Below are 23,004 nucleotides of genomic sequence, written 5' to 3'. Positions count from 1 at the left end.
AACAAAATAAAGCCCGCAGATTTGTAAGATCCGAGGGCTTCTAGGACAATTGCTCTTTATTCGATTGTGGACACTCGAACGCTCTGATTTGTTCCAGCATACTGCCGATGGTATGTCCATCAAAGTATATTTCCATCTGCTTCTCTGCGTCAATGAAAACCTTCCCCATCAATAGATCCATTTTGGATGATATGACGCAGGGCTTATTCTCATCACCAGAGCACCAGCTCGGTTTCAAGGAACCTTGACAAGTTAATCGGTAAATTTCGCCGAGTGTCACCTCGTTCGGGTTGCAGCTAAGTATGAATCCGCCACCGATTCCTTCTTTGGTCGAAACGTAACCTGCTTTTCGTAGAAAGCCCATAACTTTACGTATACGAGCAGAATGGGTAGATACATTCACAGCAATTTCTTCGCTGGTTGCCATATGATCCGGTAAATGAGCCAGAAATACGAGACTGTGGACGGCTATTGTAAATTCGCTGTTCATGGCCAATACCTCCCTGAAGAATGCGAAGTCATGTCGCTTACTGTCATTGTAACCGTTACAGATTACACAGTCAATGTATGAGTCCTACTTTGGACATAAATTCCAGCTAGGATCTGATAACTATAGAACTTGAATTTCAAAGCTTAGTAACAGATCACTGAGCAGAGAAAGCGGCAAACCAACAACAGTAAAGTAATCACCTTCAATAGATTCTACGATCGTTGCTCCGATCCCTTGAATCGCATAGGAGCCTGCTTTATCCTTAGGTTCGCCTGTGGCAATATAACGTAGAATTTGTGCGTCAGACATGATCTTCATCTTCACATGTGTCACACGATGACAGACAACCTGCTTACCTGTAGCCGCATCCACACAAGCAACTCCACTGTAAACCTGATGCGTACTGCCTTGCAATGCTTTAAGCATCCTGAAAGAATCCTGTTCATCCACCGGTTTACCTAAAACTTCATCTTGATAGACAACAACGGTGTCAGATCCGATGATGATTCCTTCTTTTTCACTGGCTTCAAGCATTTCAAGAACAGTTAAGGCTTTACGCAAAGAGAGCACTTCTACGAGCTCAGCAGGCGATATTTTTTCTTCGACGGTCTCATCTGCGTCACTCACTCGAATGATATAGGGTAAACCAAGTGATTGAATAAGTTCCTGCCTCCGAGGTGAAGACGAAGCAAGAATAAGTCTTTGTTTAGGGGAATGACTCAAAAGAAACAACTCCTAGCTGATTGTAATATTTAATAAGGCTTTCCAAATGCAATCCAGTTACACCTTACGATACAGGAGGTACGCCCCCACTAATCCAAGAATACTGCACAGGTTTAGTTTCACCAAAAGATGGAACTCATATTTCACGACTTGTAAATCGGCTTTGGGCTCCCATGAAATTTGCGCCGATTTGGTCAAAAATGCGAGAGCAGGCACTGCAGCCAGCAGCTGGCCTATGATAATCCCGGTAATTAAACCGACGATTAAAAATACGATCAATGTGAAGGTACCTTTTTTCATTCCTGTCATCCTCTCTTTATGTACAAGCCTTATTATACGGGCAGACTCTTCTTTTTTCCAAGTAAAAATATGATAGGATGGTGATTCTTACCAGCTTACAACGTAAGCCTATCCTAGTAAGATAGTTAGCGGAGGTATTTCAACTTATGACTCTACTTAAAAGACTTATCCTTTTATCCTTATTACTTACATTTGCATTTCCTTATCAAGCATTCGCTTACAAAGTTGTCCTCGATGCCGGACATGGTGGAAGTGATCCTGGAGCAACCGGTATAAACGGTCTGCGTGAAAAAGATGTCAATTGGGACATCACCCAGAAGGTACGGGACGAGCTAGTCGCAAAAGGTTATGAAGTTGTCTTAACAAGAACAGATGACTCCTATTGGTCACTCGCACAGCGCGTCGAATTTACAAATACGCTGCAAGCGGATTTATTCGTATCTATCCACGCCAATGCGCATCCGGACGGCAAAACGAAAGGAACTATGGTTCTCTACTACGACAATGATTATCCACAAGAAGATTATCCAGCAAGTGATACGATGAAACAATTAACTCCGTATAATAAAGACCTCGCACAGCATGTTTTGGATTCTCTACTAGCTGCTGCCGGCACCAAAAACTTAGGTCTCATTCCAAGTGCCGTTTATGTAGCCCGAATGGGAACGATTCCGAGTATTCTCGTGGAGACGGCCTTTCTTAGCCAAACAAGCGACGCTGCTTTGCTTGCAAGCGATTCCGTTCGGTCTAAAATGGCTGCAGGTATTGCTGATGGTATCGCTGCCTACTCGCCGCCCCTGTTCACAGATTCACTTGATCATTGGGCAAGAGAAGCGATCATGCGGATGAAAAATAAAGGTATTATTGAAGGTATTGCTAATCGTTATGAACCGGAACGTGCGTTAACAAGAGCAGAATTTCTCACATTAATGGATCGGGTATTTACGTTCAGCAAGTTGAAAGCCGTCTGTGAGCCGAGCAATACTGTGACATCCATCGTTTACGGCTGCCAATCTCCGGCTGAGCAAAGTTACATAGACTTGCCGTCTTCCCATTGGGCGAGCCCTGTATTTACTAAAGCCAAAAACTTAAACCTCCTGCAGGGCTACTCCGATGGAACGATTCGACCGAATCAATCGATTACGAGAGGTGAAGTCGCTTTTCTCTTCGATCGTCTTTTACAAATGTCGTCTTCCACAACAAATAACCAGCCTGCTGTAGTATCATCCGCATCATTCAATGATGTACCTGAGACATTATGGAGTGCTAAGGCCATTTATGCGCTAAGAAATAAGGGCATCATTGATGGTATAACGGATACCGCGTTTAAACCTAGTCAAACCATTACCCGTGCAGAGATTGCGGCTATGCTCAATCGCTACTACAAATAAAAAGCAGTGTGTCCAAACTCCTGAGAGTTTTGGTCACACTGCTTTTTTATTAGGATACGCTGATTTTCTTAAGCAGCTCTCTTTGAGCAATAATGTACTGCATCATGGATGATTGAGCTTGCCAAAGCATAGCCGTAGAAGGACTCTTCTTGTACTCTTCCATCGATTGAACCGCGCTGTTGATCGATGTAGTCATTTTTTGCACGAATAGCTTCGTGTCATCACCTACCCCCTCGCCCATCGAGGCCGACAATGTCGTAAGCAGCTGATGCGAAGAGCGAATCGATTGCAGCGACGTTTCAGCAAGCGGGGTTGGCTTCGTCTCAGCCAAATGAACAAGCGCTAATCCATTGATCGTATTCACTAATTTATCACCTTCGGCAATGAAGGTTGGAACCGACTCCGGTTTCGGGCCGCTCCAACGAATGCCTGTAGCCGCGGGGATATCCACATTTTTCATATAAACCTCAATGGTTTTATCTGTTGTTTGCAGTTGTTCTCTTAATGCGAGAGCGTCATCTCGGTTTTTGGCAAATCCGACGAATACGGTTAGCTTATCTGTCGTGTCAAGGGCAGTGGCTAACCCTTTCTTCTTCAGGGTTTCTTGGATAGCTTGAGCTCCCTGTAAGGTACTATATACACCATTTTGAAGGAAAGTATACGATTTTGCAGGAATTTGAACCGCTGTGACAGCTGAGGCAGAAGCCGGAATGGCAGGCGCTTGATCTGCAGTCGTTTTAGTTGCTCCTGTTGGCGCTTTCGATGGGACTGCTGCTTGTACATTGGGCGAAGGAACTGTTATCGTATTTTTAATCGATGCCGTATCTTTGGTATCACGATCGCTTGAAAACATGGAGAGAACAAAGAAACCAAACGCAATACCCGTCACCACCGCTCCTGCCACTGATGTTGCAATTCGAATCCACGGTGTACCAGATGATTTCGCGTATCTGGCACCTGTCCCCGGTTCCTTATAGGGTTCCTTAGACGTCCAGGTTGACCACTCATCCCGATGTCTGTCAGAAGTAGGCTCTGCTCTCTCTGTTGACGGATTTCTAACAGCTGAATTCTCACGGGCTTCCTGTGACTCACGAATGATCCGTTCCACTCGCTCACCTTCCGACTCAATCGGACTGTTCCAGCTTCCAAAATCCGTCGTGAACGTATTTAAAGCATGAGGTTCAAATAAATGTTCGACTTGCTCCCTCTCCGCTTGATGATAAGGAGTAACCTCATCCGACGTATGACGGTCTATCGTAGAATCTATAACCTTAAACTCTTCCTGATAGAGTGGTATCACTTTCTCCTCTTGATCGGGTACTCGCGATGCTCTACGGTTTGATTCCGACCTTTCCTGTGGATCGAAACGGTAGGTTATTCTTGCTTTATTCTTGTTCATCTCTCAATCACTCCTCGTAATATTTATTTGGAAACGGGCATAGCGCCGCGTCGTCTTGTCCAAATCTTCTGTTACTAGATTATGATAGAGAGAACCCCATTATGTTTCTTTCATCAAAAAAAGACCGCCTCCAGCCGTTTGGCTTGCAGCGATCTTTTTTCTAACTAGTCGGTTCGTACTTTTTACGCAGCGATTTCGCTAAACCATCAGCTGCTTTCCAGATGTCGCCCGCTCCCATGGTTAATACCAAGTCACCAGGCTGCACATGCTGAATCAAATAAGCGAGTACCTCATCCCGAGTTGCAATATGCTGAACATTCGGGTTGCTGTTACTGCGGATCAAATCAACCAGTTTGGCTGAATCTATGCCCTCAATTCGCTGCTCGCCGGCAGGTGAGTAAATATCGGTAATAATAACCTCATCAGCTTCATCGAATGAGCGGCTGAACTGTTCAAATAAATAATAGGTTCGCGTATAGCGTTGCGGTTGGAATACAGCTATGATGCGTTTCCCTGTTGCTTTTGCTGCAGAAATAGTTGCTTGAATCTCCGTAGGATGATGTGCGTAGTCATCAATAACCAATATGTTCGCAACTTCTCCCAGCACTTGGAACCTACGCTTTGCACCGCGGAATTCCTGAATAGCTTCTGCAATTTTCTCGAAAGTGAGCCCTGCTTCCAAACAGGTGATAAGTGTTGCTAGTGCATTATATACGTTGTGTTTACCAGGTACGGACAAGCTAACCTGACCGAGTGCCGCCCCTTTGAACTGTACAGTAAACGTAACCTTACGATCACCTAACGTAATATCGCTTGCGACATAATCAGCCTCAGTATCTATGCCATACGTAATAACTTCGCTTTGAATATGCGGAATCATTTCACGTAAGAACGTATCATCATGACAAACAATAGCTCTCCCGCCAGGTCTAACTTGACTGAGGAATTGCTTGTAAGCCTTCTTCAAATTCTCGAAATCACCATTGTAATTCTCCAAGTGATCCGCTTCGATATTGTTCACAAGTGCGAGGGTTGGGTGATATTGAAGAAAGGTTCCATCACTCTCGTCCGCTTCTGCCACGACGAATTCACCCTTGCCTGCTTTGGCATTACTGCCCACATTCATGATCTCGCCACCAATGATATAGGTCGGATCTATTCCACAAATCTCCATGACTAAAGCAATCATTGATGATGTTGTTGTTTTGCCGTGTGCACCAGCTACCGCAATGCCTTTACGCTCATTCATGAGCCGAGCAAGCATTTGTGAGCGATGAATAATCGGAATATTCAATTGTTCCGCAGCTTGCATTTCTACATTGTCTTTGGCCAAAGCGGTTGAATACACAACCAAATCAGCCCCTGACACATTTCTAGCTTCATGTCCGATGAAAACTTGCGCACCCTTCGCTTTCAGCTTTTCAGTAAGCTCTTGCTGTGCCAGATCGGAACCAGATATCCGGTATCCCATTTCCAGCATGACTTTGGCAATGGCACTCATGCCGTATCCGCCGATGCCTATAAAATGTACGTGTTCTGCTTGACTCACGCCGTTCTCACCATCCTTTTTCAGAATCGGTTTGATAGGTAATCCAAGAACGAACATCAGAGATTAAATACAGCGTGCCGGATACGACCGCCAGATCATCCTGCTCAGTTCTACTTGTTAGTGCTTCCAAAGCTCGCTTCCAGTCTCGCTCGACAATGATATCTATCTCACGGTTCATCTCGCGCAGCAGCTCTCTTGCAATCTCAGCAAGCATAGAAGCGTCGCCTTTTTTATGAAAATCGGGTTCCGTAATAACAAGAGTATCCACCAATGGTAGTATATGCCTCAGGTAGCCTGTATGATTCTTCGTCGAAAGCATTCCTACCATCATATGAAGCTTACGGTAAGTATATACATTTTGAAGCGCGGCAGCCAACGTTGCGGCCCCTTCTGGGTTGTGAGCGCCATCAACTAATATACGAGGCTCGCTCGAAACCATCTCAAGCCTGCCTGGCCAACGTGTCTCCTTGAGTCCTTTGAACAGATCTTCATCATCTACGATGCAGGCATAATATTGACGAAGAACTTCAAGCGTCATTACGGCCACAGCTGCATTCTTCAATTGGTGCTCTCCGTTTAACGTAATCGGCACACCCTTAATATTTCGAAACGGCCCACTAAAATCAAAAGTTTGGCTATCTAGCTCACTTTTCACATTCGTGAAATTGAATTGTCCACCAAGTGAGTAGAGTGTTGCTTTTTTGGCCTTGGCTGTTTGATCGATCACACTCCAAACCTCATGCGGCTCAACAGCGGTAATGACGGGTACTCCCGCTTTAATAATACCTGCTTTATCTGCTGCTACTAATTCGAGTGTATCCCCCAAGATTTCCATATGGTCATGGCCAACATTCGTAATGATGGTTACGACAGGATTCACGATATTCGTGCTATCCAGCCTTCCCCCGAGACCAGTTTCCCATACTACGTAATCTGGATATGCTACTTTGCCAAAATACATTATCGCGAGCGTAGTCGAAATTTCAAACATAGACGGAGGACCGACCTCAGTCTCCGCAATTTCGTCAACCATTGGCTTCATTTCATTCACCAGTCTGAGCAGCACGTCATCTGGAATGTCGGCTCCGTTCACTTGGATACGATTCGTATACTTCTCCAAATAAGGAGAAGTGAATGTACCCACGTCATATCCACAAGCCTGCAAAACAGAAGATAGATAGGCACATGTAGAACCTTTGCCATTCGTCCCAGCCACATGAATGAACTTCAGCCTACGTTCGGGGTGACCTAGTTTCTCCATTAGCATCTGCATACGTTGAAGTCCCGGTTTCATGCCGAGCTTCTCCATCCGGCCGACAATCCAGGCAATGGCTTCTTGCGCTGTCTGGAATTCAGCCGAAGGGGTGTCTTTGATTTTATCCATTGATCTCATCCTCATTTACTATATGAATCAGCTTGTTTTCGTAACTAGGCAATCGTTTGATTTTCTGCGATTATCCTTTTAACTCCGTCAATCGAGCAATCACTTTGTCTCGCTTGTCGGCATAATCGGCAAGCTTTGCTTTTTCTTCCTCGATGACCTTGGCAGGTGCCTTGGCCACAAAGCCCTCATTGCCCAATTTCTTCTCGATACGCTCTACTTCACCGTGCAAAGATTGTAATTCTTTATCCAAGCGCGTGAGCTCTTGCGCAATATCAATAAGACCAGCCAGCGGCAAGAAAAGTTCAGCTCCTGTAATGATAGCTGTCATGGCTTTCTCCGGAGCTGCCATCTCTGCGTCGATTTGGAGCAGGGATGTGTTACAGAAACGCTTCAGGTATTCCTCATTGTTGCTGAGAATACTCAGCGTATCGCTGCTAGCCGGTTTTACAAGCAGTTCAACTTTCTTACTCATTGGCACATTCACTTCGGCCCGAATATTACGAACGGAGCGAATAACGTCCATCAAGAGTTCCATCTCACGAACAGCGTCAGGCGATTCGAAAGCCTGATTCTCTACGGGCCAAGAGGCAAGCGTAATCGTCTCACCCACATGCGGCAGATGCTGCCAAATCTCTTCCGAAATGAACGGCATGAATGGATGAATCAAACGTTGGGTTTGGTCAAGTACATACGCAAGTACGGACTGCGTTTTACTTTTCGCAGCAGCATCTGTCCCGTATAAGCTTAATTTACTGAACTCAATGTACCAATCACAGAGATCATCCCAGATGAAATTGTACAGTAATCGGCCAGTTTCACCGAATTCATAGCTGTCTATTAGACGAGTCACGTCACGAACAGTTTCGTTCAGACGGTGTAGAATCCAGCGGTCTGCCGTACCTAGTTGACCCGTAAGATCAATATCTGCTGCGGTTACACCTTCGAGATTCATTAAAGCAAAGCGAGATGCATTCCAGATCTTATTCGCAAAATTCCGCGCTTGCTCCACACGTTCCCAACGGAAACGTAGATCTTGCCCAGGTGTGCTGCTCGTCGAAATCATATAGCGCATAGCATCAGCGCCGTACTTCTCAATTACTTCAAGCGGGTCGACGCCATTGCCAAGGGATTTTGACATTTTGCGGCCTTCGGAATCCCGTACAAGACCATGCATCAATACATCTTTAAACGGAATTTGATCCGTAAATTCAAGAGCGGTGAAGATCATCCGAGCTACCCAGAAATAAATGATGTCGTAACCCGTAACCAGTACATTCGTCGAATAGAAACGCTTCATATCCTCAGTCTCATTCGGCCAGCCAAGTGTAGAGAACGGCCACAATGCGGAACTAAACCATGTATCAAGCACATCGTTGTCTTGGTTCAAATTCGTGCTTTGGCAGTGCGAGCAAGCCGTAGCGTCCTCACGCGTTACCGTGATTTGGCCACAATCCGCGCAGTGCCAGGCAGGAATGCGATGTCCCCACCACAACTGACGGGAAATAACCCAATCACGCACGTTTTCAATCCAGTTTAAGTATATTTTCTCGAAACGATCCGGAACGAAGTTAACACCTTTGCCTGTTTTTTGTGCATCAATCGCTTGATCAGCAAGCGGCTGCATTTTCACAAACCATTGTGTTGATAAATAAGGCTCGATCACTGCGCCGCTGCGCTCGCTATGACCTACTTGATGAACGTGTTCCTCTATTTTGATAAGAACACCTTGCTCCTTCAAGTCAGCGACAATTTGCTTGCGGCATTCAAAACGATCTTTCCCCTGGTAAGGACCCGCATTCGCGTTCATCTTGCCGGTTTCGTCCATAACCAGAACTTGCGGTAGGTCGTGACGCTTCCCAACTTCGAAGTCATTCGGATCGTGAGCCGGTGTAATTTTTACGGCGCCGCTTCCGAACTCTTTTTCAACATACTCATCCGCAATGATCGGAATCTCGCGATTCACGATAGGGAGAAGCAGCGTTTTGCCGATGAGATGCTTATAGCGCTCATCCTTCGGATGAACAGCAACCGCTGTATCGCCAAGCATCGTCTCAGGACGAGTCGTGGCAACAACGATTGAATCTGTTCCATCCGTCGTTTTGTATTCTAAGTGATAGAGAGCGCCTTGCACCTCTTTATATTCTACTTCAATGTCAGAAAGCGCTGTACGAGCCGCTGGATCCCAGTTAATAATATAATTCCCGCGATAAATCAGGCCTTTCTCATAAAGGCTTACGAATACTTCACGAACGGCTTGTGATAGGCCCTCATCCAAGGTGAAGCGTTCACGTGAATAATCCAACGAGAAACCCATTTTGGCCCATTGCTCACGAATCGTGTTTGCATATAGTTCCTTCCACTCCCATACCTTCTCCAAGAACTTCTCGCGTCCAAGATCATAACGTGATTGTCCTTGCTCGCGGAGCTTTTGCTCTACCCTAGTTTGGGTGGCAATACCTGCGTGGTCAGATCCAGGCAGCCAAAGTGCGTCATAACCCTGCATCCGTTTGGTACGAATTAAAATATCCTGCAGTGTAAAATCAAGCGCGTGCCCAATATGCAGCATACCTGTAACGTTCGGAGGTGGAATCACAATGGTGTAAGTTTCCGCATCAGGACGTGTGCCCGCTTTGAAAAATTCATTTTTAATCCAGTAATCATACCACTTGCGCTCGGCATCTTTAGGATCGTACGTAGTAGGCATTTGCAATTGTTCTTTGGTTTCATTAGCTTCTGTCATAAGATTACCTCCATTACTATTATCTCTGTTAAACAGGCTTATGAGGCCTGTAAGTCATCTCACATCGGCGGCCATTCAAACAAAAAAAGCCCTCCGCCCGCAAAGGACGAAAGGCTTGCTTCCGTGGTACCACCTTCATTCCGCGCAGCTTCAAAAGAAGCGCGTGGCTCTCAAACAGATAACGGCTGCGGCCGGCGAATGCTAATGCTGCTCACCGCATAAACGGGCGCATACAATCACATTCACAACTCCAGGGCGACTTCGTTCGGTTGCTTCCTATGGAACCTTTCAGCGCTACCAGTTCCACTCTCTGAAGGGCTTACCGCCTACTACTCCCTATCAACGTTTCCAATATTACTCAAAATGGTTTACATCATATGATATCGAACATTTGAAATAGAGTCAATATATCATTCCAGTATTACCGTTTATGCATATATTATGCTTGCTTCCGAAAGATGTTACGAAAACGAATAAGAGCCCTCAGCCGCTATAAGCAGCCAAAGGCTCTTGCCTATGTATCTGTTATTTATCTAGGCAGATAAATAACCTGCCCAACTGAAATTTCTTGATCACTCATACGATTCAAGAGTTGAAGCTCACGCGGGTTGAGTTGATAGCGTTTGGCAATCGATTCCAACGTATCTTCTTTTTGAACAATGCAAAGTTTTAGTTTCCTAAACTCTTGCGTTCCTGCGTTGCTTTGAAGAAAGAGTCGCTTCCACTCCACAGCATCTATTCGCGTCTCTTCCGCAAGCGCAGCTTGCGCTTCTGCTTCTGCATTCCTCTTATCGGTAAGATACGAGCCCGCCTTAGAAAGAAGCGATTTAATACCATACGGGTTGATGTCCACAGCCTCAGCCGCCTTTTTGCCAAAGGCGACTTTGAGCTCTTTCTTGTCTTCCGTAACCACCGTGCTTTCTTGATGGGGTGTCACCTTTAATTCGGTTTGTTCAATCTCCACTACAACTACACCATCGTCAGAACCAACCTCATCTTGAATGGGAGCCACATAAGGAGTAACAGCTGCATAAGAAGCTACATTTACGGGTTCTCGTATGGTTGGAACTGCCTGAGGTTCCTGTACGGGCTGTGGTTGATAGGGCATAGGCGGCTCGAAACTTGGGATGTTAACCTCATGAACGAAAGTAACTTCCTCTTCTTCCCGCCAGCTCTCCAGCGGAGCCGACACAATTTCGACGCCTTGTAGGGAAAGAACACCTGTAACGTTCAAGCTTCTGGCTGATAAAAGATCAATATCAAAATTTTCAATCGCGACCTGAATATCTTCGACACGATGAATGCGATTTAAAGGTAATGTGATCTCGACTGGAATCAGGTGCTCAAGTGATCTGGGTGTACTCCCTTCCTCACTGAAATAATTGCCCGTGAGCAGCAAGTTTCCTTTCAGGATTGCCTGATCATCCAAAGTAATTACCTGAATATGAGGAAGCAATTCTACATCATTTAATTCTTGTATCCCCGCCAAATCTTCTTGCAAATGAACGCGTTCATAGATATCGAATCTTAAACCTGGTTGTTGTTCAGACACCGAATTAATCCTCCCTTCCATCAAATCCAAATGCTGGACAGCATTCGGATTGTTTGGCCATTTACTTGTTTGTCTCTAAAAGTATATGGGTGGGAAGGGCTAGGCATGACTACATTTTTACAGGGCTGAAACTTCTTCTAGCAAAAGTTTGAAATCTTGCGGCAGCGGAGCATGCACGATGACTTGCTTTTGAGTAACAGGATGATCGAACAAAAGCCTCTCTCCATGCAGGGCTTGTCGATGAAACAATCGCGATGAACCCCCATAAAGGGAATCCCCTACTAAGGGGTGGCCTAAATGACTGAGATGGACCCGAATTTGATGGGTTCTCCCTGTTTCTAGCTCCAATTCTACGAAAGCCGCTTTCTTCATTTGCCGTAAAACCCGATAATGTGTTACCGCTTGATCACCGCTAGGCGAAACTCTTCGCTTGCCTGAGATATAACGATCTTTACCGATAGGTTCATCTATCGATCCTTGTTTTATTCGGAATACGCCTTCAGCTAGCGCTACATAGCGTCTATCAATTCGTTTGTCACGCATTGCTTCATCAAGAAGCACATGCGCCCACTCATTTTTGGCATATAGTACAGCTCCGGTCGTATCTTGATCTAAACGATGTATATGCCGAACCCCGCAAGCCTGGCCTGTCGATTCAAAATAGAAGGCTACCGCAGAAGCCAACGTACCGCTTTGCCCTGCTTCTGCTGGATGAACAGACATCCCTGCCGGTTTATTAACGACAAGGCAAAAGTCGTCCTCATATAAAATGCCAAGATCATAAGACTCAGGTTTGAAAGCAGCCTTCTCTTCAGGAAACGCATGAAGTCGAATTTTATCATCCTGAATCTTAATAAGGCCTTGAGAGGCTAGTCGAAGAAAATACTTTCTAGGAACTGGCAGTATAGCTATTAATTCTTCTATAGCCCCTGGTTTAAGAGGTTTCCATAACGGATTTGGAACGGGGAGCTCCAACCATTCACCGCTGCGTTTCCACTCTGTCATATTCGAGTACCTTTACGAAAGGATAGATAGATTACGAGCAGAATGACTAGAAATACCAAAACAACCGCCATTAAATCTATTGGAAAATCAAAAAAGTAATATCGTTTCATAGAATTCATTACTCCTCATGAAAATAGGGATTATGTACACTTTATTTTAACAATTACCAATAACAATTGCATGCTAAAATATGATAATATAAGTCTTGTATTGTTTTTTTTCGACATTACTAATCAAATATTAAATACCAAATAGAATAATAGAGCAGGAGAGGAACAACCTTGGGTAGTTCAATATTAGAACATTTTCGGAGTTATAGTTGGCTGAAACGCACTTTTCTCGTTATAGCTGTTTGTACTTTTCTTAGTTCAAGCTTCTTATTTCTAACCCCACCTGGAGAATATATACGCGAATATTTGGCTAAAACGGTTATTACGACGCAGCATCGTGACTGGGCCTGGATTTTCGTTGGTGCTGAGCGTAGAGATCAGATGGTTCTCGAAATGCAAAATTTGACCGAAATCAACTCTGTTGAAAAACAAGATTTGCGGGCGGTTCAATTCAATAAAAATCGTTCTACGGAAAGTCTTGTGAAAGTCGAGGATATTTCTGGCCAGTTTTGGAAGGGCAAGAAAATGTATGTATATGACCCACGAACGATTCGTGTTGTTGTCCCCGCAAAGCAAGGTGAAGGGGAAAGAATTACATCCATGGTAGAGCGTACTGGCGCTGTCGCAGGCGTAAATGGCGGAGGCTTCAACGATCCAGACGGACTTGGAAACGGATTTGCGCCAATTGGTGCTATTATGTCCGGTGGAGAAATTCTTTATACAGACCAAGAAGGCAGCATTCCTCAACATATTGTTGGATTCACAAAAGAAGGCACACTCATTATCGGGAAGTATACGATTGACGAACTTCTTAAACTTGGTGTCACTGACGCCGTATCCTTCTATCCGCGTGTTATTGCTAACGGAAAACCGCTCATTACTAGCGGTGACGGAGGCTGGGGACGCGCACCTCGTACAGCTGTGGGACAAAAAGCCGACGGAACGGTTATTTTCATCGTGATCGACGGCCGACAAACGCACAGTGTAGGCGCAACACTTAAAGAGGTTCAGGATCTGTTTCTCGCAGATGGCGTCATTAATGCTGGCTTCTTGGATGGCGGAGCTTCCTCCGAGATGGTATACAACGATGAGCTGATTACGAAGCCCTCAAGTCGTTACGGGGAGCGTCGCTTACCTTCTGCTTTCCTAGTTTTTGATCATCCTGACCAAGTAAAGGTGAAGAATGTTTGGGAAGGACTTAAGACTATCGATCCAGGTGGTGCTTATGACCACCCTGATTTCCTGAGAGAACAAGCGACTAAAAAAGCGAACCCGCCTAAAGCAACACCTACACCGAAATCAACAACGTCAACCAAGCCTGAATCCAGCAGTGAAGCAGGTAAGAATGGCACGTCTAATCCACCTTCAGGATCAGATAATGGTACTGTCAAACCAAGTCCGTCAGTGAAGCCAGAAACTTCACCGACACCTTCTACGAAGCCAAGTCCTTCACCGAGTACAGGTACAGGCAATGGCAATACCGGCACAGGTTCTGGCACAGGCACAGGAAGCTCCTCACCAGGAGCTTCCACATCATCAAAGCCAAGCCCGACGCCTACACCGAGTACAAGCCCTATCCAAGGGCAAACAAACAATGGGAATAGTGCACTGCCATCTTCAAGTGTTGCTCCAACCATAAAAACAAACTAAAACTTACATAAGTAAGCAAAAGACCTGGCCATGTTGGCCAGGTCTTTATATATTACAAACTTATAATCGCTTCAACGCTTCACGATGAGCATCGATTGTAGCAGCGATATCTTCATCGGAATGAACCGTAGATATAAACATCCCTTCGAATTGCGAAGGTGCAACTGAAACTCCCAAATCGAGCAAATGGCCAAAATAAGCATTAAACTTAGCTAGATCAGACGTTTTGGCTGTATCGTAATTCGTGACAGCCTGCTCAGTGAAAAATGGACATATCATGGACCCTACTCGGTTAATTGTGCTTGCCACGCCAAATTCAGCGGCATTCCCAGCAAATCCAGCTTCCAGCTTCGCGGATTTGCGTTCCAGTTCCTCATAGACATTGGGCTCGCCCAATAAGGATAACGTTGCGAAGCCTGCTGCCATCGCTAGTGGATTACCGGATAAGGTTCCTGCTTGATAGATTGGACCTGCAGGAGCAATCTGCTCCATGATGTCCAGTCGGCCTCCATAAGCGCCAACAGGGAGTCCTCCGCCAATGACCTTACCTAGACATGTTAAGTCAGGTGTAACGCCGTACAAGCCCTGTGCGCAGTGTTTATGCACGCGAAAACCAGTCATCACCTCATCGAAGATTAGCAAAGAACCATATTGTTGAGTAATGGAACGTAATCCTTGTAAAAACCCTTCAGCTGGAGGCACAACTCCCATATTCCCTGCAATCGGCTCAACGATTAAAGCCGCAATTTCTTCCCCAAACTTTTCAAACACTAATTTAACGGATGCCAAATCATTGTAAGGCACGGTGATCGTATTCGAGGCCACGCTACTCGGGACCCCTGGACTATCTGGAAGGCCAAGTGTGGCTACACCGGAGCCAGCTTTGATCAGTAAGGCATCTGCATGGCCATGGTAGCTTCCTTCGAATTTCACGATCTTGTCGCGCTTCGTAAAACCGCGGGCTAACCGTAGGGCGCTCATAGTCGCTTCTGTCCCTGAATTCACCATGCGAACCATATCAATGGACGGCACCCGTTCAATGACCAGCTTTGCCATTTCCGTTTCTAGAAGTGTCGGCGCACCGAAGCTTGTCCCTTTTTCGGCCGCTCCTTTAATAGCTTCCAGCACGACAGGGTGAGCATGTCCTACGATTAATGGACCCCAGGATCCTACATAATCGATAAAGGTATTCCCGTCAATATCCGTTACGCGAGAACCTGAGCCTTTCTCCATGAACAAAGGTGTTAAACCAACTGATTTAAAGGCGCGAACAGGACTGTTCACTCCACCGGGAATGATCTTCTTAGCTTCTAGAAAGGCGGCCGAAGAGCGCGTGTCGATTCTACTCGAATTTCCCATAATTTCATACCCCCAGTAGTCTATCTATGATTAAGTTTTTCCGAAAAAGAAGTCGGCTCCGTTTTTTATATGGTCCTCAGCGGTTCTGTATTTCAGCATCAGATTTCAAATTAGATCTGGCCAAGCTTCGTTAAATCGAACTGGCTGTTTCAGCGGCTTCCTGTGACTGGTTTTGGATCAGGTCCGCAAGCTGCCACGCAGCCTCTTTACCTTGCCTTATACAATCAGGCAGACCCACTCCATGGAACCCCGCACCCACGATAAGGACTTGAGGCATAGCTGCAGCAAGCTCTTCACGGAACTGCGCAATCTGCTCCAGATGACCCACAGGATATTGCGGCATAGAATGCATGAGACGAGTTACATCCGTAAAAAGCGGCTCCGCCTTTAGTCCTAATAATTCCCGCAGATCATGGCGGGCTTTGCTAATTAGTTGTTCATCCGACCACTTCGGCCACTCTTGCTCACCTGCACGACCGATATAACAACGCAGAAGCACCTTCCCGTCTGGGGCTGTATGCAGCCATTTAGCAGATGTTAAGGTACACGCAGTAATCGTCCTGCCTTCGGTTTTCGGCACTAGAAAGCCCGAGGCATCCAGTGCAAAAGGGATGTCTTTGCGATCGAAAGCCATAATAACATTCGCCACGGAAATGTAATCAATCTTCTTAAGCTGATTTGCTGCAGGTAAATCTGCTAGCATCTGCGCTGCCTGATAAGCAGGCGTAGTTAGGATAACGCCATCTACCATTTCACTATGTCCATCCTCAAAGATAACCTCAGTTTGCTGCTGACCCATTTTACGAACGGATATAACCCCGACGCCATTTCGTAGATCCACAGTCTTCAAGGCGTCTTCTAAGCCCGAAACCAACGTCTGAAGCCCCTTCTTGAACGTCACAAAAACCGAGTTACGTACCGCAGAAGGTAAGTGAGCACTCTCTTCACTCACGTTTTTGCGACTGACCATCATCCCTAGAATTAAACTGCGATGCTTCTGCTCCATCGCTCGAAACTGTGGGAACGTTGCTTTTAAACTAAGCTTAAACGTATCACCAGCATAAATCCCCGCTAGAAGCGGTTCCACGATACGTTGAAGCACTTCTTTCCCTAAGCGGCGCTCCAGAAAATGCCCAAGAGATTCATCCGTTGATAAATCACGCTTCGGCAGGATCAAATCAAGTGCAGCTCGCATTTTACCTAATGGGGAAATGAGGCCCGTCTTCATGAACGGTGTCATTTGTGTTGGTATGCCGAGCACTAAGCCAGGTGGCATGCGGTGCAGCTTACCTTGACGCACAATATAGGTCTTTTTCGCCCCAGGATTCGTTCCTGTAAGCTCATCTTCTAGCCCAAGATCATAAGCCAGATCAATAATAGGGCGCTTCCGTGCAAGGAAGGAATCCGGCCCTTTTTCAATGACGAAACCCTCTCGTTCTATGGTATGAATTTTCCCGCCAAATGTCGGGGACTTCTCCACCACAGAAAGACGAAAAGGAGCTCCCGCTGACTCCAACCTATTCTTTAAGTAAAAAGCTGCGCTAAGCCCCGTAATCCCCCCGCCAACAATCATGTAGTGAGGAATCCTAGTACTCATGATAAACGGGTGACCTCTTTCCATTTCTTGTATACAACATCACTCAATGTTTCCAGATACAGAGGGTCTGTATTTAGCGATTCTGTTCGTTCCAAATGCAGTCCAAGCTCCTTGGCTAGGGCCTGTGCTTCTATATCGATATCGTAGAGAACCTCCAGATGATCCGAAACAAAGCCGATCGGACATAGGAGAACATTCTTGACGCTTTCCTCTTGATTGATCTTACGTAAAACATCCAAGATATCCGGACCAAGCCACGGCATCGCTGTTTGCCCTGCGCTTTGCCAACCGAACTGCCAATTCGTCAGACCTACACGCTCAGCAATGACTTTGGAAGTGGCAAGCAATTGATCTGGGTATGGGTCTTTCAATTCAAGTATTTTCTCAGGCAAGCTATGCGCAGTAAAGATAACACGTACATCATTTCGATTCACACCGGAGAATTTCTCTAAGGCTTTGTCAACACGTGTGCTAAGGGCATCAAGCAGTTTAGGATGAAGATGATAGTCAAGAACGAAATCAATCTTCAGACCAAGTGCCTCTGCCTTATCTTTCGCTCTTTTCACGTACCCGCCAACGCTCATAGTTGAGTAGTGAGGGGCTAGAACGACTCCCACAGCCTCAGTAATACCGTCCTTAACCATTTGCTCCACACCGTCTTCTACGTAAGGCTGAGCATGCTTCAGACCTTGATAACAGACGAATTCAACTTCTGGGTGTTCTTGACGAAGTGTATTTTCCAGGCCCTTAACCTGCTTGTTCGTATTTTCACGCAGCGGGAAGAACCCTCCTACAATTGCCTCATAACGAGCAGTTAATTCATGCAGCTGCTCAGGCGTTGGAGGATGCCCACGTCTAATATGTGTGTAATAAGCTTCAACTTGATCCAAACTTTCCGGAGTACCATAAGACATGACTAAAACACCAATACGCTGATTCGCCATGCTAAACACCACTCTTTTCTGCTTGCTGCGTTAGTACGGAATGTGAGTAAGTATGAATGAATGTAGTCAAATCCTTTAACTTCTCAAGCGATGCTTCCGGGAATAGCCCATGACCAAGGTTAAAGATATATCCTGGTTGCTGGATCCCCTCATCTATAATGGCTTTCGCCTGTTGCTCAATAACGCTCATCGGAGCTGTTAAAATATAGGGATCCAAGTTTCCTTGCACGGCAAAGCGCTCGCCAATTCTTCCACGGCCTACAGAAATTGGAATCCGCCAATCTAGACCAATAACATCCGCTTGGATGTCTTTGAGATAAGGAAGTAACTCCCCTGAACTCACGCCTGGGAAATAAATCTTTGGTTCCTTCAAGTCCGCAAGTTCTTTGAATATTCGCGTCATTGTCGGCAGCACATACATTTGAAAATCCGCAGGAGAAAGTGCGCCAACCCAGCTATCAAATACTTGAACAGCCTTAGCACCCGCTGCGATATGCGCTCTCAAGTACGTAATGACCATATCACCAAGCTTCTCCATTAAGGCAAACCAAACGGTTGGTTCGGAGTACATAAGCTGCTTCGTGCGAATATAGCTTTTGGATGGCTTACCTTCAATCAAGTAGCTCGCAATCGTAAATGGCGCACCCGCAAATGAGATGAGGGGAACCTCAAGCTCCTTGTCTAAGATACGGATCGTTTGAATAATATGCGATAAATCTTTCTCCACGTCTATAGGACGCAGGCGCTCAACATCTTGCGCTGTCCTAACTGGCGTATGAATCACAGGACCCACATCTTTGACAATATCAAAATCGATTCCAAGTGAAGCAACGGGATTCATAATGTCCGAATATAAAATGGCTGCATCAACACCCAACTTTTTAATGGGCATCATGGTAACTTCCGCGGCTAGCTCTGGTTGCTGACAAATTTCAAGCAGTGAGTACTTTTCTTTGATTTTGCGATAATCCGGATCATAACGTCCAGCTTGGCGCATATACCAAACGGGCAGCGTATCCACCTGTTCTTTTCGGCATGCTTTAATAAAATTATCGTTGTAGGTCATGAGGCACCTTCCTCTGGGTTTCCATCTATTCTCATTCATTATGCCCTAATTATACCCCTGTCACAACTGAGGTAAGCTTATGTTTTGCGACAAAAGTATGACAAAAGAACCATCCGCACTAAGATTACATGCTGATCGTTTCCTCCGGAAACTGCTCGCCTTTGCATCTTAGGTGAATGGCTCTATTTGGAAATTTGCTATTTTTTTAAATAACGAGCAATATCTTTGGCAAAATAAGTCAAGATGATATCCGCACCGGCACGTTTGAAGCTTGTCATTGTTTCCATCACGATAGCCTCTTCATTAACCCATCCCTGCATGGCTGCAGCCTTAATCATCGAATATTCCGCACTCACATTATAGGCAACTATCGGCAAATCGAAGTTATCTTTCAGCATCCGAATGATGTCCATGTAAGCAAGAGCCGGTTTCACCATGAGGAAATCAGCGCCCTCTGCAACGTCACTTTCCGCTTCACGCAAAGCTTCGCGCCCGTTAGCTGGATCCATCTGATACGTTTTGCGGTCACCGAATTGCGGTGTTGAATCCACAGCATCTCGAAATGGACCGTAATAGGCTGATGCATATTTAACGGAATAAGCCATAATCGGTGTATTCTCGTAGCCAGCTTCATCTAAACCTGAACGAATAGCATGTACATAACCGTCCATCATATTGGAAGGAGCGATAATATCAGCACCCGCTTTGGCCTGCGATACAGCCGTACGAACCAACAGCTCCAAGGAAGCATCATTTGCCACATCCGCTTGTCCCGTAACCGGATGATGATGAATAACACCACAATGACCTGTATCCGTAAACTGACATAGACATGTATCGGCAATTATAAGTAAATTCGGGTTCAATTCTTTAATAAAGCGAGCCGCTTGCTGCACAATGCCATCATCCATAAAGGCGGAAGTTCCTGTCGCATCTTTATGATCCGGAACACCAAATAAAAGAATAGCTTGAATGCCAAGCTTTGTAATTTCTTCGATTTCTTCTTGCACTCTGTCTAAAGAAAAATGATAAACACCTGGCATCGAAGCAATTTCTGACTTGATGTTCGTACCATGTGTAACAAAAATCGGTTGTACAACATCGTAAACGGTCACTTGATTTTCACGTACCAGATTACGAATAGCTGCATTGCCGCGTAAGCGGCGATTACGAACGATAGGGAAACTCATGAAGAATTCCGCCTCCTTATTGGCGATCAGATGCAGCTCCTTAAGAAGCTGCAACTGAGGCATTTTTATTATTTAGGTTGAGTAATACTTTGGACTAATGAAGCAACGGTAGCCTCTTTAGCCATATACGTAACCGGCAGTCCACATTGACTTGCTGTCTCTGCCGTTTTGGGTCCAATACAGGCAATTTCAACCCCTTGCAGCAAGGATAGCGGATCTTCCACACCCAGCTGACGCAAGGCTTCAAGTAAATTTGTAACCGTAGATGAACTTGTAAAAGTTATGATATGAATGCTTTGATTTTGCAGAAGATGAATGATTTCATCCCCATCGTCTGTTATGAGTACATTTTCGTAGACGTCAACTTCGGTTACTTCAAGACCGAGCTCTTTGAGCTTACCAGGCAAATAATCACGTGCCAAGTCAGCCGTAGGTAATAGAACCTTCTGGCCGGCTTTCAAATCTGCTTGAATAGCTTCCAGGATACCCTCGCCTTGATATTTAGCCGGGAGTACATCCGCAATGATGCCACGCTCAGCTAGCGCTTCGGCTGTCTTCGGGCCTACAGCTGCAATGCGAGCTTTCCCCATTTTGCGAACATCAATCCCTTTTTCACGCAGCCTACGGAAAAAATACTCAACACCGTTTACGCTTGTCAGCAACACCCAGTCAAATTCATGAAGCTTGTCTAGGGCCAGGTCCAGTGCTTGAATGGCCTCTGGGCGACTTGGCGGTTGTAATCGAATCACAGGGAATTCAACCGCTTCTCCACCCATGTCATCGATTAAATCCACAAGCTCACTTGCTTGACTTCTAGCTCTTGTTACCAGCACTCGACGCCCGAAGAGCGGCTTCTTCTCAATCCAGGCCAGCTTCTCACGCAGCTTAACAACTTCACCAATAATAATAACGGCTGGTGATTTGAAATTAGCCTCTCTTACCTTCTCCGTAATATCGGCCAAGGTTCCCGTAATGGTTTGTTGATCCGCCCATGTTCCCCATCTGACGAGCGCAACAGGCATTTCCGGCGGTTTGCCGCACCGAATCAATTCACGACAAATTTGTTCAAGATTCGCCACACCCATCAAGAAGACCATGGTGCCGATCGCCTTAGCCAAATGCTCCCAGTCCAAACTGGAATAAGTCTTATTCGGGTATTCATGACCAGTAATAATCGCAAATGACGAAGTGAAGTCGCGGTGGGTGACTGGAATACCCGCATAGGCAGGAACAGCAATCGAGGATGTGATACCTGGAATAATATCGAAGATCACATCGTTATCTGCGAGCAGCTCCGCTTCCTCGCCCACTCGACCGAAGACACTGGGATCGCCGCCTTTGAGACGAGTCACAACTTTCCCCTGAAGGGCCAGATCTACGAGCAATTGATTAATTTCTTCTTGCTTTAGTATATGTTTATCCGGAAGCTTACCGACAAAGATCAGCTCAGCTTCCGGTCTACGATGCTTGAGTAGACGAGGGTTGGCCAGCCGGTCATAAACGATGACATCGGCTTTCTGAATGGCTTCCATACCGCGAACCGATATGAGTTTAGGATCTCCGGGACCCGCACCAACGAGATAGACTCTTCCTTTGTTCACGATGCTCACTTCCTTACCTCAGCCAGGATACGTTCTGCGCCTTGCGCGATAAGTTTATCGGCGACAAGCAAACCTAATGCTTCCGGATCGCTCCCGGAAGCTGTTTCCTTGAGCATGGTGACGCCGTCCGGCGTACCAACCATGCCCGTTAAAGTGAGCAGCGGCACCTCTGATTCGCTGCTGTCTTCGCTTATGCTCGCGTAAGCGCCGAGCGGCACTTGGCAGCCTCCATTGAGTCTGCCAAGGAAAGCCCGCTCCGCTCGCACCGCGAGCGCGGTTGGCTCATGCTGGAACCTGCTCAGCAGGTCCAGCATGAAGGCGTCGCCGCCCCGGCACTCGATGCACAGCGCCCCCTGCCCTACGGCAGGGAGGCAGATCTCGGGCGGCAGGTACGCGCTGATGCGATCCTGCCAGCCGATCCGGTGCAAACCGGCCGCGGCAAGCAGAATCGCATCGAAGTTCTCATCATCGAGCTTGCGCAGCCTCGAATCAATGTTCCCGCGGACCGACTCGATTCGGAGGTCCGGGCGGAGGTGCTGCAGCTGGCTGGCGCGCCGCAGCGAGCTGGTACCGACGAGCGCGCCTTGCGGCAGCTCGTCCAGGGAGCGGTGCCCGCGTGTGATTAGCGCATCGCGCGGATCCTCACGTTTCGGCACCGCTCCAACGACCAGCCCTTCGGGTAGCTCGAAGGGCATATCTTTCATGCTGTGAACGGCCATGTCGATGTCGCCGTCCACCAGTGCCTGTTCGATTTCCTTGACGAACAGCCCCTTACCGCCTACCTTGGACAAGGTGACGTCCAAAATGCGGTCGCCCTTCGTGACAATTTTCTTTATTTCAAATTGACAAGCGATCCCATGTTCAGCTGCAAGCTGTTTTAAAAGCTCCACAACTTGCCCCGTCTGAGTTAGTGCCAATGCGCTTTGCCTAGTTCCTACTATGATTGTTCTCATC

The 23,004-nt window shown here is 46.3% G+C and carries 18 protein-coding genes and 1 other annotated feature; of the genes, 2 read left to right on the top strand and 16 right to left on the bottom strand.

All coding sequences use genetic code 11. The features are described from left to right. Window positions 1-40: 40 nt before the first annotated feature. The 3 genes from QFZ81_RS06425 to QFZ81_RS06415 all read right to left on the bottom strand — a co-directional run bounded on the left by QFZ81_RS06425 (window position 41) and on the right by QFZ81_RS06415 (window position 1,513). Window positions 41-490, bottom strand: a complete 450-nt coding sequence (locus tag QFZ81_RS06425) for an RrF2 family transcriptional regulator (protein ID WP_307446648.1) — start codon at window positions 488-490, stop codon at window positions 41-43. Window positions 491-610: 120 nt separating this feature from the next. After that, entirely contained in the window at window positions 611-1,213 is a 603-nt protein-coding gene (locus QFZ81_RS06420; protein WP_307601976.1) for a Maf family protein, read from the bottom strand. 57 nt (window positions 1,214-1,270) lie between these two features. Continuing rightward, window positions 1,271-1,513, bottom strand: coding sequence for a DUF4321 domain-containing protein (locus tag QFZ81_RS06415; protein WP_047675969.1), 243 nt, complete (start codon window positions 1,511-1,513; stop codon window positions 1,271-1,273). A 146-nt stretch (window positions 1,514-1,659) separates the two neighbouring features. Here QFZ81_RS06415 and QFZ81_RS06410 point away from each other — a divergent pair, with 146 nt between their 5' ends. Then, window positions 1,660-2,904 (top strand): N-acetylmuramoyl-L-alanine amidase, encoded by a 1,245-nt coding sequence (locus QFZ81_RS06410; RefSeq protein WP_307601973.1) that lies wholly within the window; start codon window positions 1,660-1,662, stop codon window positions 2,902-2,904. A 49-nt stretch (window positions 2,905-2,953) separates the two neighbouring features. On the opposite strand, the gene QFZ81_RS06405 is transcribed toward QFZ81_RS06410, so the two are convergent. The 6 genes from QFZ81_RS06405 to QFZ81_RS06380 all read right to left on the bottom strand — a co-directional run bounded on the left by QFZ81_RS06405 (window position 2,954) and on the right by QFZ81_RS06380 (window position 12,533). Next, window positions 2,954-4,303: an SPOR domain-containing protein gene (locus tag QFZ81_RS06405; protein ID WP_307601971.1), complete on the bottom strand. Its 1,350-nt coding sequence runs from the start codon at window positions 4,301-4,303 to the stop codon at window positions 2,954-2,956. A 160-nt stretch (window positions 4,304-4,463) separates the two neighbouring features. After that, complete coding sequence (murC, locus tag QFZ81_RS06400) at window positions 4,464-5,852, bottom strand: UDP-N-acetylmuramate--L-alanine ligase (protein ID WP_307446668.1); 1,389 nt, start codon at window positions 5,850-5,852, stop codon at window positions 4,464-4,466. Between the two features lie 7 nt (window positions 5,853-5,859). After that, entirely contained in the window at window positions 5,860-7,236 is a 1,377-nt protein-coding gene (locus QFZ81_RS06395; RefSeq protein WP_373463646.1) for a bifunctional folylpolyglutamate synthase/dihydrofolate synthase, read from the bottom strand. 70 nt (window positions 7,237-7,306) lie between these two features. Further along, a complete protein-coding gene (locus QFZ81_RS06390; protein WP_307601967.1) occupies window positions 7,307-9,976 on the bottom strand; it encodes a valine--tRNA ligase in 2,670 nt (889 codons plus the stop codon). A 99-nt stretch (window positions 9,977-10,075) separates the two neighbouring features. Beyond that, window positions 10,076-10,328: a binding site (T-box leader), on the bottom strand. A gap of 177 nt (window positions 10,329-10,505) precedes the next feature. Further along, the gene (locus tag QFZ81_RS06385; RefSeq protein WP_307601965.1) at window positions 10,506-11,528 is read right to left on the bottom strand and encodes a LysM peptidoglycan-binding domain-containing protein; all 1,023 of its coding nucleotides are present in this window, start codon (window positions 11,526-11,528) and stop codon (window positions 10,506-10,508) included. Between the two features lie 117 nt (window positions 11,529-11,645). Next, entirely contained in the window at window positions 11,646-12,533 is an 888-nt protein-coding gene (locus tag QFZ81_RS06380; protein WP_307601963.1) for an RluA family pseudouridine synthase, read from the bottom strand. 281 nt (window positions 12,534-12,814) lie between these two features. On the opposite strand from QFZ81_RS06380, the gene QFZ81_RS06375 reads away from it, so the two are divergent. Further along, window positions 12,815-14,293: a phosphodiester glycosidase family protein gene (locus tag QFZ81_RS06375; RefSeq protein ID WP_307446682.1), complete on the top strand. Its 1,479-nt coding sequence runs from the start codon at window positions 12,815-12,817 to the stop codon at window positions 14,291-14,293. Window positions 14,294-14,353: 60 nt separating this feature from the next. Here QFZ81_RS06375 and hemL read toward each other — a convergent pair whose 3' ends face one another. From hemL to hemC, 7 genes are all read right to left on the bottom strand, one after another. Next, on the bottom strand, window positions 14,354-15,652 hold the full coding sequence (hemL, locus tag QFZ81_RS06370; RefSeq protein ID WP_307601961.1) for a glutamate-1-semialdehyde 2,1-aminomutase: 1,299 nt from the start codon (window positions 15,650-15,652) through the stop codon (window positions 14,354-14,356). Between the two features lie 130 nt (window positions 15,653-15,782). Continuing rightward, on the bottom strand, window positions 15,783-17,249 hold the full coding sequence (gene hemG / locus QFZ81_RS06365; protein WP_307446687.1) for a protoporphyrinogen oxidase: 1,467 nt from the start codon (window positions 17,247-17,249) through the stop codon (window positions 15,783-15,785). Next, on the bottom strand, window positions 17,246-18,193 hold the full coding sequence (gene hemH, locus QFZ81_RS06360) for a ferrochelatase (protein ID WP_307446690.1): 948 nt from the start codon (window positions 18,191-18,193) through the stop codon (window positions 17,246-17,248). Before hemH ends, hemG begins: the two co-directional genes overlap by 4 nt. A gap of 1 nt (window position 18,194) precedes the next feature. After that, a complete protein-coding gene (gene hemE / locus QFZ81_RS06355) occupies window positions 18,195-19,259 on the bottom strand; it encodes a uroporphyrinogen decarboxylase (protein WP_307446694.1) in 1,065 nt (354 codons plus the stop codon). A gap of 197 nt (window positions 19,260-19,456) precedes the next feature. Next, window positions 19,457-20,449, bottom strand: coding sequence for a porphobilinogen synthase (gene hemB / locus QFZ81_RS06350; protein ID WP_307601959.1), 993 nt, complete (start codon window positions 20,447-20,449; stop codon window positions 19,457-19,459). A gap of 68 nt (window positions 20,450-20,517) precedes the next feature. Continuing rightward, window positions 20,518-22,050 (bottom strand): uroporphyrinogen-III C-methyltransferase, encoded by a 1,533-nt coding sequence (gene cobA / locus QFZ81_RS06345; protein ID WP_307446701.1) that lies wholly within the window; start codon window positions 22,048-22,050, stop codon window positions 20,518-20,520. Between the two features lie 5 nt (window positions 22,051-22,055). Further along, on the bottom strand, window positions 22,056-23,003 hold the full coding sequence (gene hemC / locus QFZ81_RS06340; protein WP_307446704.1) for a hydroxymethylbilane synthase: 948 nt from the start codon (window positions 23,001-23,003) through the stop codon (window positions 22,056-22,058). Between the last annotated feature and the right edge of the window lies 1 nt (window position 23,004).

The sequence above is a fragment of the Paenibacillus sp. V4I9 genome (assembly GCF_030817295.1).
Classification (GTDB): Bacteria; Bacillota; Bacilli; order Paenibacillales; family NBRC-103111; genus Paenibacillus_E.
Note: the sequence above shows the minus strand (reverse complement) of the source record. Positions and strands in the feature narration are given on the sequence as shown.